The organism is Bacillus sp. GB_SG_008 (assembly GCF_052038115.1).
GTDB lineage: Bacteria > Bacillota > Bacilli > Bacillales > Bacillaceae_G > Bacillus_A > Bacillus_A rhizoplanae.
On record NZ_JBPZSK010000011.1, the window covers coordinates 33800 to 53464 of the forward strand.

Annotated in this window: 20 protein-coding genes, 1 pseudogene and 2 other annotated features; of the genes and pseudogenes, 11 read left to right on the forward strand and 10 right to left on the reverse strand. The window is 35.8% G+C overall.

Annotation, left to right across the window (positions count from 1 at the left end; translation table 11 throughout):
• Positions 1–81: 81 nt before the first annotated feature.
• A complete protein-coding gene (locus tag ACTDJC_RS20295; protein ID WP_440604527.1) occupies positions 82–843 on the forward strand; it encodes an SDR family NAD(P)-dependent oxidoreductase in 762 nt (253 codons plus the stop codon).
• Between the two features lie 92 nt (positions 844–935).
• On the opposite strand, the gene ACTDJC_RS20300 is transcribed toward ACTDJC_RS20295, so the two are convergent.
• The gene (locus ACTDJC_RS20300; RefSeq protein ID WP_440604528.1) at positions 936–2063 is read right to left on the reverse strand and encodes a cation:proton antiporter; all 1128 of its coding nucleotides are present in this window, start codon (positions 2061–2063) and stop codon (positions 936–938) included.
• 296 nt (positions 2064–2359) lie between these two features.
• Here ACTDJC_RS20300 and ACTDJC_RS20305 point away from each other — a divergent pair, with 296 nt between their 5' ends.
• Entirely contained in the window at positions 2360–3763 is a 1404-nt protein-coding gene (locus ACTDJC_RS20305; protein ID WP_440604529.1) for an amino acid permease, read from the forward strand.
• A gap of 89 nt (positions 3764–3852) precedes the next feature.
• On the opposite strand, the gene ACTDJC_RS20310 is transcribed toward ACTDJC_RS20305, so the two are convergent.
• The 3 genes from ACTDJC_RS20310 to ACTDJC_RS20320 form a co-directional block, all read right to left on the reverse strand.
• A complete protein-coding gene (locus tag ACTDJC_RS20310; RefSeq protein WP_098308211.1) occupies positions 3853–4056 on the reverse strand; it encodes a hypothetical protein in 204 nt (67 codons plus the stop codon).
• Positions 4057–4158: 102 nt separating this feature from the next.
• The gene (locus ACTDJC_RS20315; protein WP_440604530.1) at positions 4159–4761 is read right to left on the reverse strand and encodes a DedA family protein; all 603 of its coding nucleotides are present in this window, start codon (positions 4759–4761) and stop codon (positions 4159–4161) included.
• Positions 4762–4772: 11 nt separating this feature from the next.
• Positions 4773–5051 carry a YkvA family protein gene (locus tag ACTDJC_RS20320; RefSeq protein WP_440604531.1) on the reverse strand — a complete coding sequence of 93 codons (279 nt, stop codon included), beginning with the start codon at positions 5049–5051 and terminating at the stop codon, positions 4773–4775.
• Positions 5052–5434: 383 nt separating this feature from the next.
• On the opposite strand from ACTDJC_RS20320, the gene ku reads away from it, so the two are divergent.
• On the forward strand, positions 5435–6256 hold the full coding sequence (ku, locus tag ACTDJC_RS20325) for a non-homologous end joining protein Ku (protein WP_440604532.1): 822 nt from the start codon (positions 5435–5437) through the stop codon (positions 6254–6256).
• Positions 6257–6346: 90 nt separating this feature from the next.
• Here the strand turns inward: ku and ACTDJC_RS20330 are convergent, their stop codons facing one another.
• Positions 6347–7126, reverse strand: coding sequence for a DUF2935 domain-containing protein (locus ACTDJC_RS20330; RefSeq protein WP_440604533.1), 780 nt, complete (start codon positions 7124–7126; stop codon positions 6347–6349).
• Positions 7127–7221: 95 nt separating this feature from the next.
• Entirely contained in the window at positions 7222–7611 is a 390-nt protein-coding gene (locus tag ACTDJC_RS20335) for a VOC family protein (RefSeq protein ID WP_440604534.1), read from the reverse strand.
• Positions 7612–7718: 107 nt separating this feature from the next.
• On the opposite strand from ACTDJC_RS20335, the gene ACTDJC_RS20340 reads away from it, so the two are divergent.
• From ACTDJC_RS20340 to cotJC, 3 genes are read left to right on the forward strand one after another with little or no spacing between them, the layout of a single operon-like run.
• Positions 7719–7934: a spore coat associated protein CotJA gene (locus ACTDJC_RS20340; RefSeq protein ID WP_440604535.1), complete on the forward strand. Its 216-nt coding sequence runs from the start codon at positions 7719–7721 to the stop codon at positions 7932–7934.
• A 20-nt stretch (positions 7935–7954) separates the two neighbouring features.
• Positions 7955–8206, forward strand: coding sequence for a spore coat protein CotJB (locus ACTDJC_RS20345; protein WP_098308290.1), 252 nt, complete (start codon positions 7955–7957; stop codon positions 8204–8206).
• 12 nt (positions 8207–8218) lie between these two features.
• Positions 8219–8788, forward strand: a complete 570-nt coding sequence (gene cotJC, locus ACTDJC_RS20350; RefSeq protein ID WP_098308199.1) for a spore coat protein CotJC — start codon at positions 8219–8221, stop codon at positions 8786–8788.
• A 79-nt stretch (positions 8789–8867) separates the two neighbouring features.
• Here cotJC and ACTDJC_RS20355 read toward each other — a convergent pair.
• Positions 8868–9010, reverse strand: a pseudogene (locus ACTDJC_RS20355) (IS1595 family transposase); the annotation flags it as partial.
• A 221-nt stretch (positions 9011–9231) separates the two neighbouring features.
• Here ACTDJC_RS20355 and brnQ2 point away from each other — a divergent pair.
• On the forward strand, positions 9232–10548 hold the full coding sequence (gene brnQ2 / locus ACTDJC_RS20360) for a branched-chain amino acid transport system II carrier protein BrnQ2 (RefSeq protein ID WP_253628681.1): 1317 nt from the start codon (positions 9232–9234) through the stop codon (positions 10546–10548).
• A gap of 162 nt (positions 10549–10710) precedes the next feature.
• On the opposite strand, the gene trpB is transcribed toward brnQ2, so the two are convergent.
• Entirely contained in the window at positions 10711–11907 is a 1197-nt protein-coding gene (gene trpB / locus ACTDJC_RS20365) for a tryptophan synthase subunit beta (protein WP_440604536.1), read from the reverse strand.
• 87 nt (positions 11908–11994) lie between these two features.
• Positions 11995–12259, reverse strand: a binding site (T-box leader).
• Positions 12260–12506: 247 nt separating this feature from the next.
• Positions 12507–12763 (forward strand) — a binding site (T-box leader).
• A gap of 55 nt (positions 12764–12818) precedes the next feature.
• On the opposite strand from trpB, the gene ACTDJC_RS20370 reads away from it, so the two are divergent.
• Entirely contained in the window at positions 12819–14177 is a 1359-nt protein-coding gene (locus ACTDJC_RS20370; protein WP_440604537.1) for an amino acid permease, read from the forward strand.
• A 344-nt stretch (positions 14178–14521) separates the two neighbouring features.
• On the opposite strand, the gene ACTDJC_RS20375 is transcribed toward ACTDJC_RS20370, so the two are convergent.
• Positions 14522–15517: an ABC transporter permease gene (locus ACTDJC_RS20375; protein WP_440604538.1), complete on the reverse strand. Its 996-nt coding sequence runs from the start codon at positions 15515–15517 to the stop codon at positions 14522–14524.
• 1 nt (position 15518) lies between these two features.
• Complete coding sequence (locus ACTDJC_RS20380; protein WP_440604539.1) at positions 15519–16415, reverse strand: ABC transporter permease subunit; 897 nt, start codon at positions 16413–16415, stop codon at positions 15519–15521.
• 284 nt (positions 16416–16699) lie between these two features.
• Between ACTDJC_RS20380 and ACTDJC_RS20385 the strand changes: the two genes are divergently transcribed.
• Genes ACTDJC_RS20385 through ACTDJC_RS20395 form a run of 3 tightly spaced genes read left to right on the forward strand, consistent with a single transcriptional unit; the run spans position 16700 to position 19655 of the window.
• A complete protein-coding gene (locus ACTDJC_RS20385; protein WP_440604540.1) occupies positions 16700–17800 on the forward strand; it encodes an efflux RND transporter periplasmic adaptor subunit in 1101 nt (366 codons plus the stop codon).
• Complete coding sequence (locus ACTDJC_RS20390) at positions 17797–18471, forward strand: ABC transporter ATP-binding protein (RefSeq protein WP_440604541.1); 675 nt, start codon at positions 17797–17799, stop codon at positions 18469–18471. The genes ACTDJC_RS20385 and ACTDJC_RS20390 overlap by 4 nt, the downstream gene beginning before the upstream one ends.
• A 26-nt stretch (positions 18472–18497) precedes the next feature.
• Positions 18498–19655, forward strand: coding sequence for an ABC transporter permease (locus tag ACTDJC_RS20395; protein WP_440604574.1), 1158 nt, complete (start codon positions 18498–18500; stop codon positions 19653–19655).
• The last annotated feature ends 10 nt before the right edge of the window (positions 19656–19665 follow it).

Here is a 19665-nt window from a genome sequence, read left to right on the forward strand (position 1 = left end):
TAGAGTTCACTCTAATCAGTATAATCAGCTCATAGTTCTTTCACAATAAAATGAATTGAATAAAATTCAGGAGGAGTTTATATGAAATATACAGTTATTACGGGTGCCAGTTCAGGAATCGGATATGAAACGGCTCTTGCTTTTGCGGCTCGCGGAAAAAACTTAATCCTAGCAGCACGTAGAACGGAGGAATTGGAAAAATTAAAATCAAAAGTGGCTGACATTAACGCAAATCTAGATGTTGTCATTCGAACTGTTGATCTATCTGTTACTGCAAATGTTTATGAATTCTACGAAAGTCTTCAGGATTATCAGATTGAGACTTGGATCAACAATGCTGGGTTTGGGAACTTTGCTTCCGTTGGGGAACAAAATTTAAATAAAATTGAGAAGATGCTTCACTTGAATATTGAAGCCTTAACTATTCTGTCCTCTCTTTATGTACGTGACTATGCAGATATTGAAGGAACGCAACTCATCAATATTTCTTCTGGAGGAGGGTACGTGATTGTTGCCGATGCTGTGACCTATTGTGCAACAAAGTTCTATGTAAGTGCCTTTACAGAAGGGCTAGCACAAGAATTGAAAGAAAAAGGAGCAGCCATGCAAGCGAAAGTCTTGGCTCCTGCTGCAACTGAAACTGAATTTGCTAAACGCTCTTTGGATGCAGATGAGTTTACTTATAAAGGAGCCGTTCCAAAATTTCATACTGCAAAAGAAATGGCTGGATTTATGCTAGATCTTTATGATAGCGAGAAGGTAGTCGGAATTGTGGATGGAGAAACGTATGACTTCGAATTAAGAGATCCAATTTATCCGTATGTGACACGGGCAAGAAAATAGTTTTTTAAAATCAACGATTTCCTGTACGTTAAGAAGTTGGTGATTCTTAATAGGGGTAATGACAGGGTGCTGTCATTACCCCTATTACACTCTCAAACAAAATACTTCTTCAACATAGGCGGCGTAATAATCGTCGTCAAAATAACAACAATCACAATCGAAGTAAAATTTTCTTTCGCTAACAAATTCGAAGCCAATCCGTTAGAAGCAATAATAAGCGCCACTTCTCCCCTTGATACCATTCCCGCTCCAATACTGATAGAAGACCGTAAATCAAATCCTGTTAATCTTGCTCCAAGTCCTGAACCGACTAATTTTGTTAATATAGCAATAATGGTCATAATGATAATGAACCATATTTGGTTTCCTAATCCTTCAAAGGTAATCTCCATTCCGATACTAACGAAAAAGACGGGAACGAAAATCGCATACGCAATTGGCTCAATTTTACGTTCTACTTCATGCTTATACGAAGTTTGTGAAATTGCGATTCCAGCAGCGAATGCCCCAATAATTCCGGCAATCCCCATGACTTCACTGTAATAAGCAAATGAAAAACAAATAATGAGCGCTGCACTAATTAACGACTCTGAAACACGAAGCGGTGACAATATTTTCATAATGAAAGGGACACCTTTCCAACCAATTAGAAAAATCGTAACAAAAAAGATGACTTTCTTAGCGATTACAAGCGTTATACTCACATCTTGTGAACCGAGAAAACTCATCACAAATGCCAATAATATAACAACAATAACGTCATCAAATACAGCTGCTCCTAAAATCGTTGTACTTTCCCTCGTATTCATTTTCCCAAGATCTCGCAATGTTTGAACGGAAATACTAACAGACGTAGCGCAAAGAAGTAGTCCTAAAAAAATTGCATGTGCCTGCGACATTCCGAATAAAAGACCTGCAACATATCCTCCAATAAACGGAAAGATAATTCCACCTATTGCTACAGCAAAGGACGATGTAAGATTGCGGTTTAATTCCTCTAAATCCGTTTCAAGTCCTGCCATAAACATAAGAAGCAATACACCAATTGCACTTAATTCATCAATAAGCTCGGAACTATTAATAATCCCAAACATAGCTGGGCCAATAACAATTCCGATAATTAATTTTCCTAATACAGCTGGCTGTCCAAGTCGAACACTAATATCACCAGCAATTTTTGTACAAAGTAAAATGATAACAAGCTCAAAATAAAATAACATAATATCTACTCCTACATAAAAACGCATTAATTTCTTACAATAGTGTTTACTTAAATATGTCGTTTTATTTGTTACACTTTCCATTGACGAAATATTCTGAATTATGATAAATTTACTAATGAAATTACATATTTATCCTAAAAATAACGTACAACTGCACCATTCTCCATTTTATTTATACATATATTTCTACTCTCTACTTAGTGCTCTAAGGGGCTACGTTCAAACTTAGCGGTTGTATCTATTATCCCATTCTAAAGGGAGGAAGTTTCACTTTATGGAGAGGAGATTCAAATTTGAAAACACTTTTACGAAAGAAACCCCTTACGACCGAAGCACCACGTCAACTCAATCGAACATTAAGTGCCCTTGATTTAACTTTTTTAGGAATTGGAGCTGTTATCGGAACAGGTATTTTCGTTTTAACCGGTATTGTTGCTGCAAAGCACGCTGGTCCTGGCATTATGCTATCCTTTCTACTCGCTGCCTTTACGTGTGCATGCGTCGCTTTTTGCTATGCTGAGTTTTCATCTTCTATCCCAATTTCAGGAAGTGTTTATACGTATGCTTATATGACGGTTGGGGAAATTGTTGCTTTCATCATCGGCTGGTGTTTAATGCTTGAATATTTGCTCGCAGTTGCTGCCGTTGCCGTCGGTTGGTCTGGTTATTTACAATCCCTACTGCTCGGATTTGGGATAAAACTCCCGGCTATAATCGCCTCTGCCCCCGGTCTAGGAAAAGGAGGCATCATTGATTTACCAGCTGTCCTCATTATACTTTTTATTACAGCATTATTAAGTAGAGGGGTGCGTGAAAGTGCCCGCATGAATAACATCATGGTATTAATTAAATTGGCTGTCATCATCGCTTTTATTGTTGCTGGCGCAAAATATGTAAAACCAGAAAACTGGACACCATTTCTGCCATTTGGTTATGACGGGATTATTACAGGAGCTGCCACTGTATTCTTTGCCTTCTTGGGCTTTGATGCTATTGCAACTGCTGCCGAAGAAACAAAGAAACCGCAGCGCGACTTACCAATTGGGATTATTGGTTCTCTTCTTATTTGTACCGCATTGTATATAATTGTTTCCGTTGTATTAACAGGTATGGTTCCTTACACACAATTAGACGTATCAGATCCAGTTGCTTATGCCTTGAGGTTTGTCGGTGAAGACACGATTGCTAGTTTACTAGCAGTAGGAGCAATGACCGGAATGACAACTGTTATTCTCGTCGTTATGTACGGACAAGTACGTGTCTCTTATGCAATGAGCCGCGATGGATTATTACCAAAAGCTTTATCTCGCGTAAATGAAAAATTCAAAATCCCTTTAGTAAACACATGGATTATGGGTATCGCCGCTGCTGCACTTGCTGGTTTATTAGACTTACATCTACTTGCAAATCTTGTAAGCATCGGCACATTAACAGCATTCACGTTCGTTTGCATTGCGGTACTTATTTTACGAAAAACACATCCAAACTTACCGAGAGCATTCCGAGTTCCATTCGTTCCTATTTTACCAATTGTTGCAATTTGCTGTTGCCTATACTTAATGTTTAACCTTTCAAAAGAAACATGGATTGGCTTTGGTATATGGTTAACAATCGGTTTATGCGTATACTTTTTCTATTCGAAACGAAATAGTAATCTCCTTATTTCCAAAACACATGATGAAAAAAAAGAAGCTTAAAAAAGAAAGCTCGCTGTTTCTAGCGAGCTTTCTTATATGTTCCAAGACTGTTCAATTTACGTAACCAATCACCGGTTAGAAGGCGTACTTTATTTTTGTTTTTCCTTCCTCTTTTTCCAAGTTTCAATACTATCAAAGAAAAAGTTAATAAATAATGTTCCTAGTCCCGCTAATAAAAAAGTGATTAAAAAAAGAACCCACAGACTTTTCTCTTGCAAATATTTATATCCGACTAGGAGCACAACAATAATCCATGTATATTCAAGAATTCTTTTTATGGTTTTTTTTGACATATAATCTGCTCCTTACATACATTATCTATTCTATTTTAACATACTCTCCTCTTCTTTAAAGACCGGTCATGCACACAGTTATATCTCCAGTCCCTTTTCCTATCAGTATTCTGTTCTACTTTTTTTCCTAACCATTTTGGAAATAACTATTCCAATAATAAAAACAAAAACAACTCCTAATATAGGCAACATATACTGATCTACCATAGCACCAGCCTTATGCCAATGCGGGCCAAGCTTCATTCCAACATAAATATAAAGAGTGGTTACCGGTACCATCGCAACAAATGTGTAGATTGTAAACTGCACAATATTCATTTTCGCCATCCCGCATGGAACCGAAATAAGCGTGCGTACACCTGGAATAAATCGTCCAGTAAATGCTACCACAGGGCCATATTTTGCAAAGAAATCATCTGCTTTTTGAATTTGTTCTTCTTTAATGAAAAAATACTTCCCATATTTGAGTAATAGCGGACGGCCTCCATAATATCCGATGGCATACAATGTTAATGGTCCTGTTGTTCCTCCAATCGTTCCCGCTAAAACCGCAATCCAAAAATTCATATCACCTTCATATACCCAATATCCAACGAGTGGTAATACAATCTCAGCAGGAACAAATTCAAACGTTAAAGCAAAAATAACTCCAAAATATGAGAATTGCTTTAAGTAATTAATAAAATCTAAAATAAGCTGTTCCATCTATCTTTCTCCTACTCTACTAATCCATATTTATCCTGCAAATGAAAAGGCGCCATCTTGACAATGCGCTGTAAAATAAACAGAATCACCGCTACATCATCTAGTACACCAAAAAACAATAAAAAGTCTGGAATGATATCGAATGGAAACATAACATATCCACATAAGAATAAGATAGAAAGTACCTTTTTCTTAAATTCCACATCCTTTGATGTAAAGAATTCACATAAAAACGGAATAAATTTACGAACTTGGAAGATTAGACGTATTCTTTTCCACAACTTTCTCATATTCCTTCTCCTCTCTCGGTCTCCTATTACGGCATACAAAAAGGACCTTTACCAAAATGGTAAAGATCCTAAAAAAGACAATAAGGGGCCCTTACCACGTCTGGTAAAGGTCTCACTAACAACATATTGTTGCTAATAAAGCCGAGGGTTTCTCCCTGTAATGACGACTTTATTATTGAAGTTACTCCCCTTTATATACGTAATTTTATATGGTCATCTTAAAAGGTTTAATAGAAAATGTCAATACTTTCTATCACTGTATTAGTTGATTAACCTAAAACTTTGATGAAAGCCTTTATGTATAAGAGGTCCTCATGGCTAGCATAATATATATATTCATTTTCCTTACATAACAATAATTCTATATAAAGGAGGATATTCTTGTGCATACAATTTGGAAAGGCTCTCTCTCACTTGGGTTGTTAAAAATCGGGATTAAATTGTATAGTGCAGTAGAAGAAAAAGATATTAAGTTATTACACCTTCATAAAGATTGTCTTACACCTATTAAATATAAAAAAATCGCTCCCGATTGTTCAGATGAAGAAGTAGAAGAAACAGAAATTGTGAAAGCTTACGAATACGAACCTCATAAATATATTATTTTAGAAGAACAAGAATTAAATGATTTGAAAAAAGCACATGAATTACGAGCAATCCGCATTCTTTCATTTGTTCAACAAGATGAAGTAGATTCTATTTTCTTCGATCGTTCTTATTTTATTGGCCCTACTCCAGGTTCAGAAAAGGCATATTTATTATTAAAAGAAGCTCTTGAACGAACAAATAAATTAGGGCTTGTACATATTTCCCTTCGTCAAAAACAACATTTAGCAATCATCCGTAATTTTCATCACGGTTTAATGCTACAAACAATCCATTATTCGGATGAAATACGAAAAATGGAAAGTGTTCCAAATCTACCGAAACATGAAGAAACACCATTGCAAAAACAAGAGCTCGTTGCTGCAATGAATCTCATTCATCACCTTACAACTCCCTTTACACCAGAAGAATATACAGATGAATATAGAGAAGCCCTCCTTGACCTCATTGAAGAAAAAGTAGAACATCACGAAAAAACCGAAACCATTTTCCAATCTAAAAATATTGTAGATATCATGGCAACATTAAATGCTAGTATTGAACAAACAAAACAACTATCTAAGCAAAAAAGTAAAACTAACAAACAAAAAGCAAAATAAGATGAAACTTCCATCAGTGGAGGACTTCATTTTACACTGATGGAAATTTCACTATCCAGAAGTAGCGAAATAAATCAGCTTTTCATACTTCTAAAAAGGAGTACAATTAGGAATCTCTATCCCTGAAGATTGTGCAAGTTTTAACAAGTAATAACACTCTTCCCTTGCCATATGATCTGCCATTCTCGCCGAAAACGAACTTAACACTTGTTCCGATAACTCTAGTTCTTCTAATTCATGAAGAAAACGTGAAAATAAAGTAAGCTCTAACGAGACATCTTTTGTAAATTTCTTTAAAGCTGGAAAAGATGTTAATTCTGACCGTAAGTAACCAGTCATTTCAACCGCTTTTATATAAAATTGCTCAAAATGCTTTTCGTACGCTTGGCTCTTTTCTTTTAAACGCTTCTCAACAAGATCTAGTTCGCTAGAAATGGCCCCTGCATGACCAGCTGCGTCTATTAACCATACGAGATGATAATGTAATTCGTGAAAAAGAGGAGGCACTTTACCTTCCATCAAGTTTTTAAGTACTGTTATGTATTCTTCCACTTCATTCACCATATGATTAAGAAATGTAGGGGTAAGATGAATGACGACTTTCCCTTCCAATTGCTTACGCAGAATATGCAGTTTAAATTTCCTAATTTCATTTGCAGCGTCATTCGCCTCTTTTGCAAATGAAATCAGGTTGGCAGTCTGAAGTTTCGTTAACAACTCACCAAATTTTTGCTCAAAATACATTGCCTTTTGAATTTCTTCCTTTTCCTTTGGGGCTAAAGCATCTACCAAAAAGTGCGCGTGATCTCCTAAAACTCTTAACCAAAATTTATGCTCAAATAAGGCACTTTCTTCATAAGCTCGATCCACCACATTCTCCCCCTCGCAGCAAACATTCTCTATTATGTATATTCATCAAGCTTTTTCGTATGTGTACCCGAGATGGGAAAAAGCCCTAGAAGATGTTAAACTAAATTTTCACTCTTCAATTGTGCTTCCAGCTGAATCATATGTTGATCCGGGTCATAAACAGATAGCACTTTTTTCCCCTCTACGTAATCTTCTATTTCTGTATACGTTACATGATAGTAATCTAATTTTTTAAGTAGATTCTCCACCTCATGCAATTGCATATTCACTTCTATTTTTGGAAACATCCCTTCCTCATTTACCGCTTGTTTTCTTTTATTTACAATACAACAAATTCGCACAGATCCAACATCATACCATACCCCTGGCAAGTCTAATTGAGGACGCTGTCTACTCGGCTTAAAACCTAATATCCCCTCATAAAAATATAATGTTTTCTTCAAATCTCTTACCTCTAATAAAACAGAATGTACAACCTTGTCCACAATCCAGCCCCCTTTCGCACCTATTAGTTGTTGTATATGAGTCATAAATAGTAATTATGTTCGAATACAATACATAATATCAGTGTTTCACAAAGGAGGTGCACGAATTGGATAAATCCGTAAAATCGTATGTACCGTATCACGGTCCACAAGATCCGTGTCCACCTATCGGAAAAAAGTTCTACTTTACTCCCCCGCATTTATATATGGGATTCCAACCACCAAATTTACCGCAATTCTCACCAAGTGAAGCCTTAAAAAAAGGAACCTTGTGGCCTGCTTTATATGATTATTATGAAAATCCATATAAAAAAGGACGGTGAAAAAAATCGTGGCTCAACAAATGCCAGATGAATTTTATAAATGGATGGAAGAACTGCAGGAGCTTGATTTCGTATTAGTAGAACTTACTCTTTATTTAGATACCCATCCTGATGATGTTGCATCAATTAATCAATTTAATGATTTTTCCTATAAACGTAGATTGCAAAAACAACAAATTGAAGAAAAATATGGTCCTCTTCAACAATATGGAAATAGTTATTCAAAAGCACCTTGGGAATGGAATAAAGGGCCTTGGCCTTGGCAAATGTAAAGGAGCAAACATATGTGGATATATGAAAAAAAATTACAATACCCTGTGAAGGTAAGTACTTGTAATCCAAAACTTGCGAAATTTTTAATTGAACAATACGGCGGTGCCGATGGCGAATTGGCTGCCGCATTACGCTACTTAAATCAACGCTATACCATTCCAGACAAAGTTGTCGGTTTATTAACAGACATTGGAACAGAAGAATTTGCACACCTCGAAATGATTGCGACAATGGTATATAAATTAACAAAAGATGCGACACCTGAGCAAATGAAAGAGGCCGGACTTGATGCTCACTATGCTGACCATGATAGTGCCATTTTCTATCACAATGCTGCAGGCGCTCCTTTTACAGCAACATACATACAAGCAAAAGGCGATCCGATTGCAGATTTATATGAGGATATAGCTGCGGAAGAAAAAGCTAGAGCAACCTATCAATGGCTTATTAATATGTCTGACGATCCTGATATAAATGATGGATTACGTTTTCTACGAGAACGTGAGATTGTTCACTCCCTACGCTTTCGAGAAGCAGTCGAAATTTTAAAAGAAGAACGAGATCGACAAATTTATTTTTAAAATATATTAAAAAACTAAGTGACCTCAATTATTAGGTCACTTAGTTTCATTATAAACTCTACCAAGAACACTGAATAAATTGTTTGCGATTTCTTGCGATTAAAACAAAAACTTGTTCGTGACTAATTCCACGAAAATCGAAAGAACATCCACGTTTACGACCTCAAATATTTCTTTTCCCCTTTCAGAATATAGAGAATATATTTCATCCATTTCTACAATCCTCCATCATGTCTGCTAATTTTCGGAGAGAATAACCTTTCAACAAATAAGGCCTTAAATCCCCTTCTTTACTCAGAATGATTATTCAACTTAGTGAGTCAATTATTAATTTTTTAAAAATTAACTGTTGCTTTCTAGTCATCAGACCATTAAAATAAAAACATCAATTCGACAAATTATTTGAATTTTCGACAAAAATCATCTAGGAGGATTTTTATAGAATGCGTACAACTTTAAAACCATCCCAAATTCTCTCCATTAGCTTATTGCTATTTGCGATTTTCTTTGGTGCTGGTAATATGATTTTTCCACCCCTGCTCGGTCTTTCGTCTGGAAAGAATATGTGGGTGTCTATTTCAGGATTTGTGATTACCGACGTTGGTTTATCACTATTAGCAATTGTCGCTGTTGCATTAGCAGGCGGTAGCTTTGGAAAACTCGCAAGCCGTGTTCATCCAAAGTTTGCAACGATTTTTTCCATCATTATTTACCTTTCTATCGGTCCGCTTTTCGTTATCCCGCGTACAGGCTCTGTTTCATACGAAATCGGAATTGCACCGCTTTTTCAAACTCACTGGTATTCAATGTTGCTCTTTACGGGGATTTTCTTTACGATTGTATACTTCTTATCATTAAATCCTTCCAAGTTAGTGGATCACATTGGAAAAATTTTAACACCTATTTTACTTATTATTATTGCCGTAATGGCAACAAAAGCGATTCTTTCACCAGCAGGTTCTTTTGCTGCTCCTATTGGTGACTACAAAGAGATGCCATTTTTCAAAGGTTTCTTAGAAGGATTTTTAACATTAGATGCGATTGGGGCCCTTGTATTATCTACCATTGTAGTGAATGCGATTCGTCAAAACGGGGTAAATGATAAAAAAGCAATTACTAAATATACGATTATATGCGGAAGTATTGCAGCTTTGTTCTTAACGATCGTTTATTTCTTATTAGGTTATATAGGAGCATCAAACGCACAGCTCGGCCAATTCGAAAACGGTGGGCAATTATTAGCAGCTGTTATGTACCATTTATTTGGGACAAGCGGTAACATATTATTAAGCTTAGCAATTATTTTCGCTTGCTTAACAACAGCAATTGGTGTTGTTAGTGCATTTGCCAACTATTTTTCAAACGTTTTAACAAATGTATCATACAAAAAACTTGTATTATGGGTTTGTGTATTTAGCTTTGTTGTTTCTAACTTAGGATTAAGCTTATTAATTAAAATTACATTGCCAGTATTACTTATTCTTTATCCAATTACCATTATCTTAATTTTCGTATCGTTTATTGACAAATATACGAAGAGAAAACCTAGTGTATATATTGGAGCAATGATTGCAGCTTTTATTATAAGTTGTATTCAGGCACTTGATAACATCGGGATGATGCCAGCTGCTATTACATCTATTGCAAATACAATTCCATTTTATGAATTAGGAGTTGGCTGGATTGTTCCAGCGATTATCGGTGGTATTATCGGCTATTTTGTACCACAAACAACAACGCAAGTTTCAACAAATGAATAAGCATCCTTTGAGGGACTTCCTCCCTCACGGATGCTTATTTTTTTATCCCACTATTTGCGGCCCACTGATGGAAGTTTCACTTTACCTTAAAATCTTTTATACTATATATGCTTTGTTATTTTACGAAAGTATTTCGTTGTACCAGAACGAGATACTTTCTTTTTATTTTTCATTTTTATTCCCTAATTCAAATACTTGTTGAACGTCTTTATCGCCACGGCCAGATAAGTTTACAATAATCGTTTGCTCCTTAGATAAAGTAGGCGCAAGCTTCATCGCATACGCTACTGCATGTGAACTTTCAAGTGCAGGAATGATGCCCTCTACTTTTGATAACGTATGAAATGCTGCTAATGCCTCATCATCTGTAATGGATACATATTGTGCGCGGCCTGTGTCTTTATAATAACTATGTTCAGGACCAACTCCTTGGTAGTCTAAACCAGCTGCAATTGAATGCGCCTCAGCAATGTCACCATTCTCATCTTTCATCATATAACATTTAAAACCGTGAATAATTCCTGGTTCTCCTGCTGTTAACGGCGCAGCATGCAATCCTGTTTCAATTCCTTTTCCCCCTGGTTCAACACCAACCATTTTCACTTCTGTATCATTATAAAACGGTGCAAATAAACCGATAGCATTACTACCTCCGCCTACACAAGCAACGATATAATCCGGAAGACGATTTTCTTTTTCAAGATGCTGTTGTTTCGCCTCGTATCCAATTACAGATTGAAAATGGCGGACAATTGTTGGATACGGATGCGGACCTAATGCAGAACCTAATAAATAAAATGTATTTTCATAATGAGTTGCATAATCTACTAAAGCAGCATCTACAGCTTCTTTTAACGTACGTCCCCCTTCTTGTACAGCAACTACTTTAGCGCCCAGTAATTCCATGCGAAATACATTTAATGCTTGGCGCTCTGTATCTAAGCCACCCATATAAACCGTACAATCTATTCCAAACATCGCGCATGCTGTTGCTGTTGCAACTCCATGTTGCCCAGCTCCTGTTTCAGCAATAACTCTCTTCGCTCCCATACGCTTTGCCAATAATATTTGTCCAAGTACGTTATTAATTTTATGTGCACCTGTATGATTTAAATCTTCACGTTTCAAATAAATTTTGGCGCCGCCTAATTGCTCACTTAAACGCTTCGCATAATATAACGGATTCGGACGACCTACATACTCTTTTAAATAATATTGAAATTCCTTCATAAACTCTGGGTCATCTTTGTACATATCAAATGCCTCTTCTAAATGCTTTAATGCTTGCTGTAATGATTCTGGTACAAAACTTCCTCCATATTCTCCAAAGAAACCTTCTTTCGCCTGTAATAATTCCATCTTTTATCCTTCCTTTCAAAGTAAAAACGATGAGAATTTGAGCAATTTCGAGCAAATAAAAAAGCCCTCTACATACCTAATTGGTATGTAGAGGGCGATATATTACGATACCGTGGTGCCACCTCTATTGATCTTCTATCCTACTAGAATAAAAGAATCCACTTTTATTGGATACGGAATGTCACATTCGATATCCTCATCCTTGTAACGGCGGAACCCGGGTCGCATACTCCAAATGTTTCAACGTACCTCTCGTAAGTCCATTCCCTATGATCTGTCGTACTGGTTCACACCAATCCCAGCTCTCTGCAACGCTTCAATTATAGGTACTCCTCTTACTCATCGATTTTTACTATTTAGATTTGATTTTGATTATATATAGCTTGTAATGCATTGTCAACTAAAACAGAATGACAAGAATCTACATTATTTTAAAATAACAATAGTTCTCGCACTTCGAATACAGCTGGTAAGATAATTTATTTCATAATTCACCTCATGAATATTAGTTATGAAAATTTATAAAATTCTTGACAACTGAATTTTCTTTCTATATATTAATCCATAATATTAACAAAACATCTTATAAGACAGATAGAATAAACACAATGATTAGGAGTAGTAGAAGAATTCTCATGATGTCCAGAGAGCTGTGGGATGGTGGAACACAGTCACATGAAACTTCGAACTCGCCTAGGAGTGGAAAAGCTGAACAAAGTAAGATATGTTAGGCTTTTACGGTTGATTTACGTTATAAAATTTAGCATGAATAGTGTGCAAAAAGCTGGATTTCCCTGTATGTGAGGAAGTCAATAAGAGTGGTACCGCGGTAGGTTTTAGGCCCATCGTCTCTTCAAAGAGATGATGGGCCTTTTTATATATTTACAACATAGAGAGGAAGGGAAAATCATATGACAAATAAACAAGAAAGTTTAACACGCACGATAACAGCACGCCATATTATGATGATGGCCCTAGGCGGGACTATAGGAGCCGGACTGTTTAAAGGAAGTAGTACAGCTATCGATATGGCAGGACCATCGGTAATTATTGCTTATTTATTTGGAGGAATAATCTTAATGTTTGTCATGAAGGGCATGGCTCACATGGCATTAGAAAACCGACAAGCTAGAACATTTCGAGATTTAATTCAACCCGTTCTAGGTAAATATGCAGGATATTTTTTAGATTGGATTTATTGGAAAATGTGGGTGCTAAATATAGCTGCCGAATCATTAGTAGCAGCTACATTCCTTCAATATTGGTTTCCAAATATACAAATTTGGGTTTTATCTTTAATCGTTTCTATCGCTGTTACTATAGTAAATTTATTTTCAGTGAAACTGTTCGCAGAAACAGAATATTGGCTTGCCTTATTAAAAATTACTGTAATTGTATTATTTATCATATTTGGTTTTATCGTCCTATTCGTTCCATTTCAAACTCATACTGCAATAGGATTTTCTAATCTATCATCACACGGTGGATTTTTCCCAAACGGTATGCATGGATTAATTTCAGCTATGCTAGTCGTAATATATTCATATGGTGGTGCCGAAATGATAGGTGTCACTTTAGCAGAAACGAAAAATCCAGAAAAAGCTATACCAAAGGCTGTAAGAGGAACACTAATTCGAATTATTTCTTTTTACATTTTACCTTTTTTTATCATAGTCAGTTTGATTCCATGGAATCAAGTAAATGGGGTTCCAGAGAGTCCGTTTGTAATGGTATTTAAAGCTATAGGAATTCCATACGCGGATCACGTTATGAATGCAATTATCCTATTAGCCATTATCTCTTCCATGAATGCTGGATTATATGCATCTTCACGAATCGTATATACACAAGCACAAGATGGACAACTTCCAAAAATATTTACAAAGTTGTCTCCAAAAAAAGTCCCTATTTATGCAATCCTAGCTTGTACATCTTCTTTATATGTAGGGGTGCTTATCTCTTTATTTGCCGGAAGCAAAACGTTTAACTATTTAATGGGGTCTCTTGCGTATACAGTATTATGCATTTGGATTATTATTACGCTAGCGTATTTGAAAATTCGTGTGCAACAATGGAAGCAAAATACCTATTCGGCTCGCTATTTTCCTTATACAACATTAGTATCTCTTTTGATTTTAATTTCCATATTAGTAAGTGTAGTTGCTACTACTTCTATAATGGTAACAATTATCACATTTTGTATTTATTTATTGATTACCTTGATTTATTTCAAAGCTTCTTCTCGTTTCACCATGAAACAAGCTGCTTAATGGAGTGGATGTTCCCCGTCAAGGAGCAAAATTCTATTTCATGTTCAAACTAGAATTTTAATTGAGCTCATAGAAACTGAGAAAAAGAAATTTAGAAGGAGATTCATGCATCCGAAAACAGAACATACGTTTCGTTTTATTTCAATCATATTAGTTATCAGCAATTTGTTCAAATTTCAAATGGCTCCTGTGGTATCGAATCCAGAGGTAGGAGTCTTACTGCCCTAAAGTAGCGGGATAAACTCACGAATAGCGAGAAAACATGCAAAAGCAGCTGGATTCATCCAGCTGCTTATTTTCACTTTCTACAAATGGCCTTCCTCATTAACAACACAGTACTGCATTTACATCGTATGTTTAAACGCAAACAATTCTTCTGTTGCTATAGGTTGTTTCTCTTCTCTCTTCTCCTGTTTTGTACTCTCCCCCTCCCCTAGCTTTGCCTTCGCTACTGCATCCTGTATACATTTTACAATTATATTTCCTGAAAAAATGGTTAATCCAAAAAATGTAATAGGTACAAGTGGAATCCACGGATGAACTGTTAAAGACCGAAAATAGACCCCAATTAACCCTGACCATTCATGAGTATATGAATCCACTCCCTCATAAAAAATAACGGTTCCTCCAAAGAATAAACCCAATAAACCGAGATGCAGCAAAATAATAAGCGTTTGCACGAATTGCTGCATAAATACAATCACAAAAGTTGAATACAAGTGCGGAAAAACATGTTTCATGATAATGTGTCGTTTACTGCCTCCTAAAATTCTAGCAGCATCAATAAATTCTTCTGTTAATAACTTACGAATTTCATTAGCAATGTATAAAGAAATTGTCGGAACCGCCAGCGCCGTTAATAAAATAATTTCAAACGAAGCTCGTTCAAAAAAGGTAGAAGTTGCTTCGCCATTGTGAAATGGAATTGCATAACGTAGTAAAAGATCCGCAATCATAACCATTGGAATGATTGTAAAACTATCAAAAAAAGCTTCTAATTTTGTAAATCCCCGCTTTATGTATGTTCCAAGAAAAACACCGAAACAAATGCCAAATGCTATGCGTAATAACGCAATAAATACAGATACACCAATTGTCCACTTTGCACCTTCAATGACTAAATTTAATAAATCAAATCCTTTGTCATCTGTTCCAAGCCAAAACTGAAATGAANGCGGAAATGGGGGTACTTCAGGTGTTCCGTCTTTATCGAACTGAATGGACACTTTTCGAATATTCCCATCATTAAAAAGGGTGTTTCCAACGCTTAATAGAACAAGTATAACAATAAATGATACACTCACCCAAAACCGTTTATCACGCTTCATATATTGCCACATCTTATAGCCTCTCTTTCATTGCATTAGGCACGAAATAATGAAACAACTTAAAAATAATAAAAATAGGTATATAAAGAAGCAACAAGCTCATCGTAAAAACAGGAATACCTGCTGCAAAATTAACACCTGTGGCTTCCCTTACAAATACAAACATGCCATACGTATTAAACAGCCATTCAATAATGTACAAATTTGATAGCATAAACCAAATGTTCGTTTTTGCAAAAAAGAGCGTGCTTAATAATACATTGCGTAATACGTGATGATTTAAAATGTGGAGCTTATCTAATCCTTTTGCCTTTGCAAACAGTACATAATCTTTTTCAAGTTCTGTTTCAAAACGCAGTAATAATAATTTTACAAACATAATTGTTGTCGGCACACTTAAACAAGTGATTGGTAATCCTCGAATAGATTGCTCTCCAATCCCCGAAATACTTACAGCTAAAATACCTGTTTGTTTAAAAATCCAAATGACAAAAATTTGCGAACCAATGATGAGAAGAATATCTGGAATAGATTCAAGAAAGAGTAAAAATGATTTGATTTTTTCTTGAACACTCGTACTGCTGCGTAAAATAACATAAACAATTAAAAAAGCAATCAAAAGTGAAATAAAAAAAGAAGCTAAAAAGATAACCATCGTTTCTTTATAATGAACAAATAATTGAGGAAATAGCGGTCTTGGTTGCGGATCTTTACTAATTGGTAAATACGTCATCGACGACATATGTAACAAATTATTACAAACCATTTTTACCGTCTCTATATATTTATGAAAATCTATTTTTAAACCTTGAAACAAACCAGGCAACGCTCCTAAACAAATAATCCCGATAATTGATAAGAAGAATTGCACAAGCACTTCCGAACTATGTATGAAAACCTTCTTTACCATACCCCTGCTCCCATCCGTTTTCTTCCATTTTATATACAGTTTTTATGATTGTAAATATTTTCTGTAAATTACAGATAATAGAATCACTAAACTAATGTATTTTATTTTCATTCTTTTTCTCTATGAAAAACCACCTATTATGTTCCACACTTAACCTTACATTATTTAATCTAAACCTTACAAAAATGTAATTTTGCTGTAAGATAAAACGATTTGTCAGATTTAATCCCCCCCTTATACTGGCAATTACAGAGACAAAAACGACACGAAAAGGTGAAAATGAAATGAAAAAGAAAAAGAAATTATTAATTATCGGTTTAGCAACAATCGGAATTGGTGCTGGTTCTTACTTTGCATTGGCGGGTGGATCGACCCCAGCTATGGCATACAGCGGTTATAAAGTAACGGAAAAGAAAATTGAAAATGCACAAAAATTTGGTGGTGAAGTCATTCCGAATGGTATAGAAACAATTGCATTTGATCCAACAAAAGGCAACTATGAGCTGGCAGTTGAAAAAGGTGATCAAGTAAAAAAAGGACAATTATTATTTAAATATAATGACTCATCTATCAAACTAGAAAAAAATGAAGCAGATATGCAAAAGAAACTAGCCGAGAAAGAAGTTGCACTCCTTCAAAAACAACTTGATGCCTCAAAACAAAAACTACAAACAGCAAAACAATCTGGTGCTACTACCGAAATGTTAAAAGCTGCTGAACAAGAAATTCAAGGGCAAGAATCGCAGCTAGAAATGAAAAAGTTTGAAATCGAAAAAGCGAATCAAATGATTCAAAATAATAAAGAAAAAGCAGATGCACTAGCAGTAACAAGTCCTGTAGACGGTGTGATTGAAGACATTAGCAAAGGTACAGACGAAAAAGCAAGTATGAACGGTATGACAATTCGCACTGCTGGTCCATTAAAAGTAAAAGGACAATTATCTGAATATGAACTCTCTCAAATGAAAGTTGGCCAAGAGGTTTCTGTTACATCTAAAACAGTACCAGGAAAAACATGGACGGGAAAAGTAACAGAAGTTGGAACAACACCATTAAAAAATATGGATGAAAACAAAACAATTTCTAATTATCCTTTCGTTATTACATTAGATAATAATGATGATTTACAACCTGGCTTCCATGTTTATGTAACAGCAAAATCAGGTGAAGCAAACGGTATCGTTGTTCCCAAAAGCAGTATCGTGAAAAAAGGTGATAAAAACGTCGTATTCGTTGTAAAAGATGGAAAAGCAAAAGAACAAGCCATTACCATTGAGTTTGAAACAGACAGCGAAGCAAAAATTTCTGGCGTAAAAACAGGTGAGCAAATTATCTCAAAACCAGAAAAAGATTTAAAAGATGGTATGGAGGTTGTCGTTGAATGATCGAACTAAAAGGCATCACGAAGTCTTTTCAAAACGGAGAAGAAGCCGTTCAAGTTCTACATGGAATTGATGTAACACTAAATCAAGGTGAATTTACTTCCATAATGGGACCATCTGGTTCTGGGAAATCAACATTAATGAATATCATCGGTTGTTTAGACAGACCGACATCGGGCACATACACATTAGCTGGGCAAAATATCTCGAACATGTCCGAAACAGAACTTGCACACATTCGCAATAAAGAAATTGGATTTGTATTCCAAAATTTTATGCTACTCCCTCGTCTAAATGCAATGCAAAATGTCGAACTACCGCTTATCTATGCTGGAATAGATAAAAAAGAACGACGTGAACGTGCGTTAGCTGCATTAACAAAAGTAGGGCTAGCAGACCGTGCAACTCACTTACCAAATGAATTGTCAGGCGGACAAAAACAACGTGTCGCTGTCGCTCGTGCAATCGTGAATAATCCAAAATTCATTTTAGCTGATGAACCGACTGGTGCACTTGATACAAAAACGAGTAAACAAATTATGGATCTCTTTTACGAATTAAACAAACAAGGCTCTACCATTATTATAATTACCCATGACCGGGAAATTGGAGAAGCGGCAGCACGCCAAATTGTAATTCGTGACGGAAATATCGTCCAAGATTGGAGAGGTTGAGTTTGAATACAAATGAAAATATACGTATGGCCCTTTCCTCCATCTTCGCTCATAAAATGCGTTCCATTTTAACAATGCTTGGAATTATTATTGGGGTTAGCGCGATTATTACAATTATCTCTATCGGTGATGGAACAAATGCTAAGTTCCGTGAACAGATTGGGAAAGAAAAGAAAGATCAGTTTCAAGTAAACTATACAACGGAAGATTTTGCAGATATGGATGGAAAAATTTCAGCAAGTATGTATGACAATGTTTCAAAAATTCCTGGTGTTCAAGAAGTGTATCCAGATGTTAGAGGAAAAGAAAAAGTATATGCAGGAAAAAAGGAATTGGATATTGATGTAATTGGTGCTAAAGGAGATTATTTTGAGGATACCTCTAGATTTCAACTTGAACACGGCCGATTTTTAACAGCTGCCGATCTAGATAAACCAGAACATACAATTGTATTAAATAAAGATGCGTTCAATAAATTGTTCTCTTCATGGGAGCCAAACTTATATATAGATATGAAAGGTACACCTTACAAAGTAGTCGGTGTATATTCTATCAAAGCAATGATGAGTGGTGCGGAATTTAAAGAAGGTATCATCTCCGCAGAAAACTGGCCTGTTCTATTTGGTAAAAACAACTATGATGGTATAACAGTAAAAATTGCTCCTGGTCAAGATAAGCAAGCCGTACAAGATGCAGTTGTAAAATCATTAAATGATGCTAAGAGACCAGAGCACACAGGGAAATTCAAAGTACCAAATCTACAAGACGACTTAAAAGAAATTGATAACTTCACAGGTATCCTAAAAAGTGTATTCGGTGGTATTGCAGCCATTTCACTATTAGTTGGTGGTATCGGTGTTATGAATATCATGCTTGTGTCCGTCACAGAGCGTACACGTGAAATCGGTATTCGTAAAGCACTCGGTGCAACGCGCGGAAAAGTATTAATGCAATTTCTCATTGAATCTTGTATTTTAACAGCATTAGGCGGTTTGATCGGATTTATACTCGGTATCTTCTTTGCATGGATCGTATCAATATTTGCCGCATGGCCACTCGTTGTCTCAGTAAAATTAGGCTTAATCTCGGTTGGACTGTCTATGTTAATCGGTATTGCATTCGGCTTACTTCCAGCAAACAAAGCTGCGAAGCTGGATCCAATTGAATGCTTACGATATGAATAAAAAAGGTTGC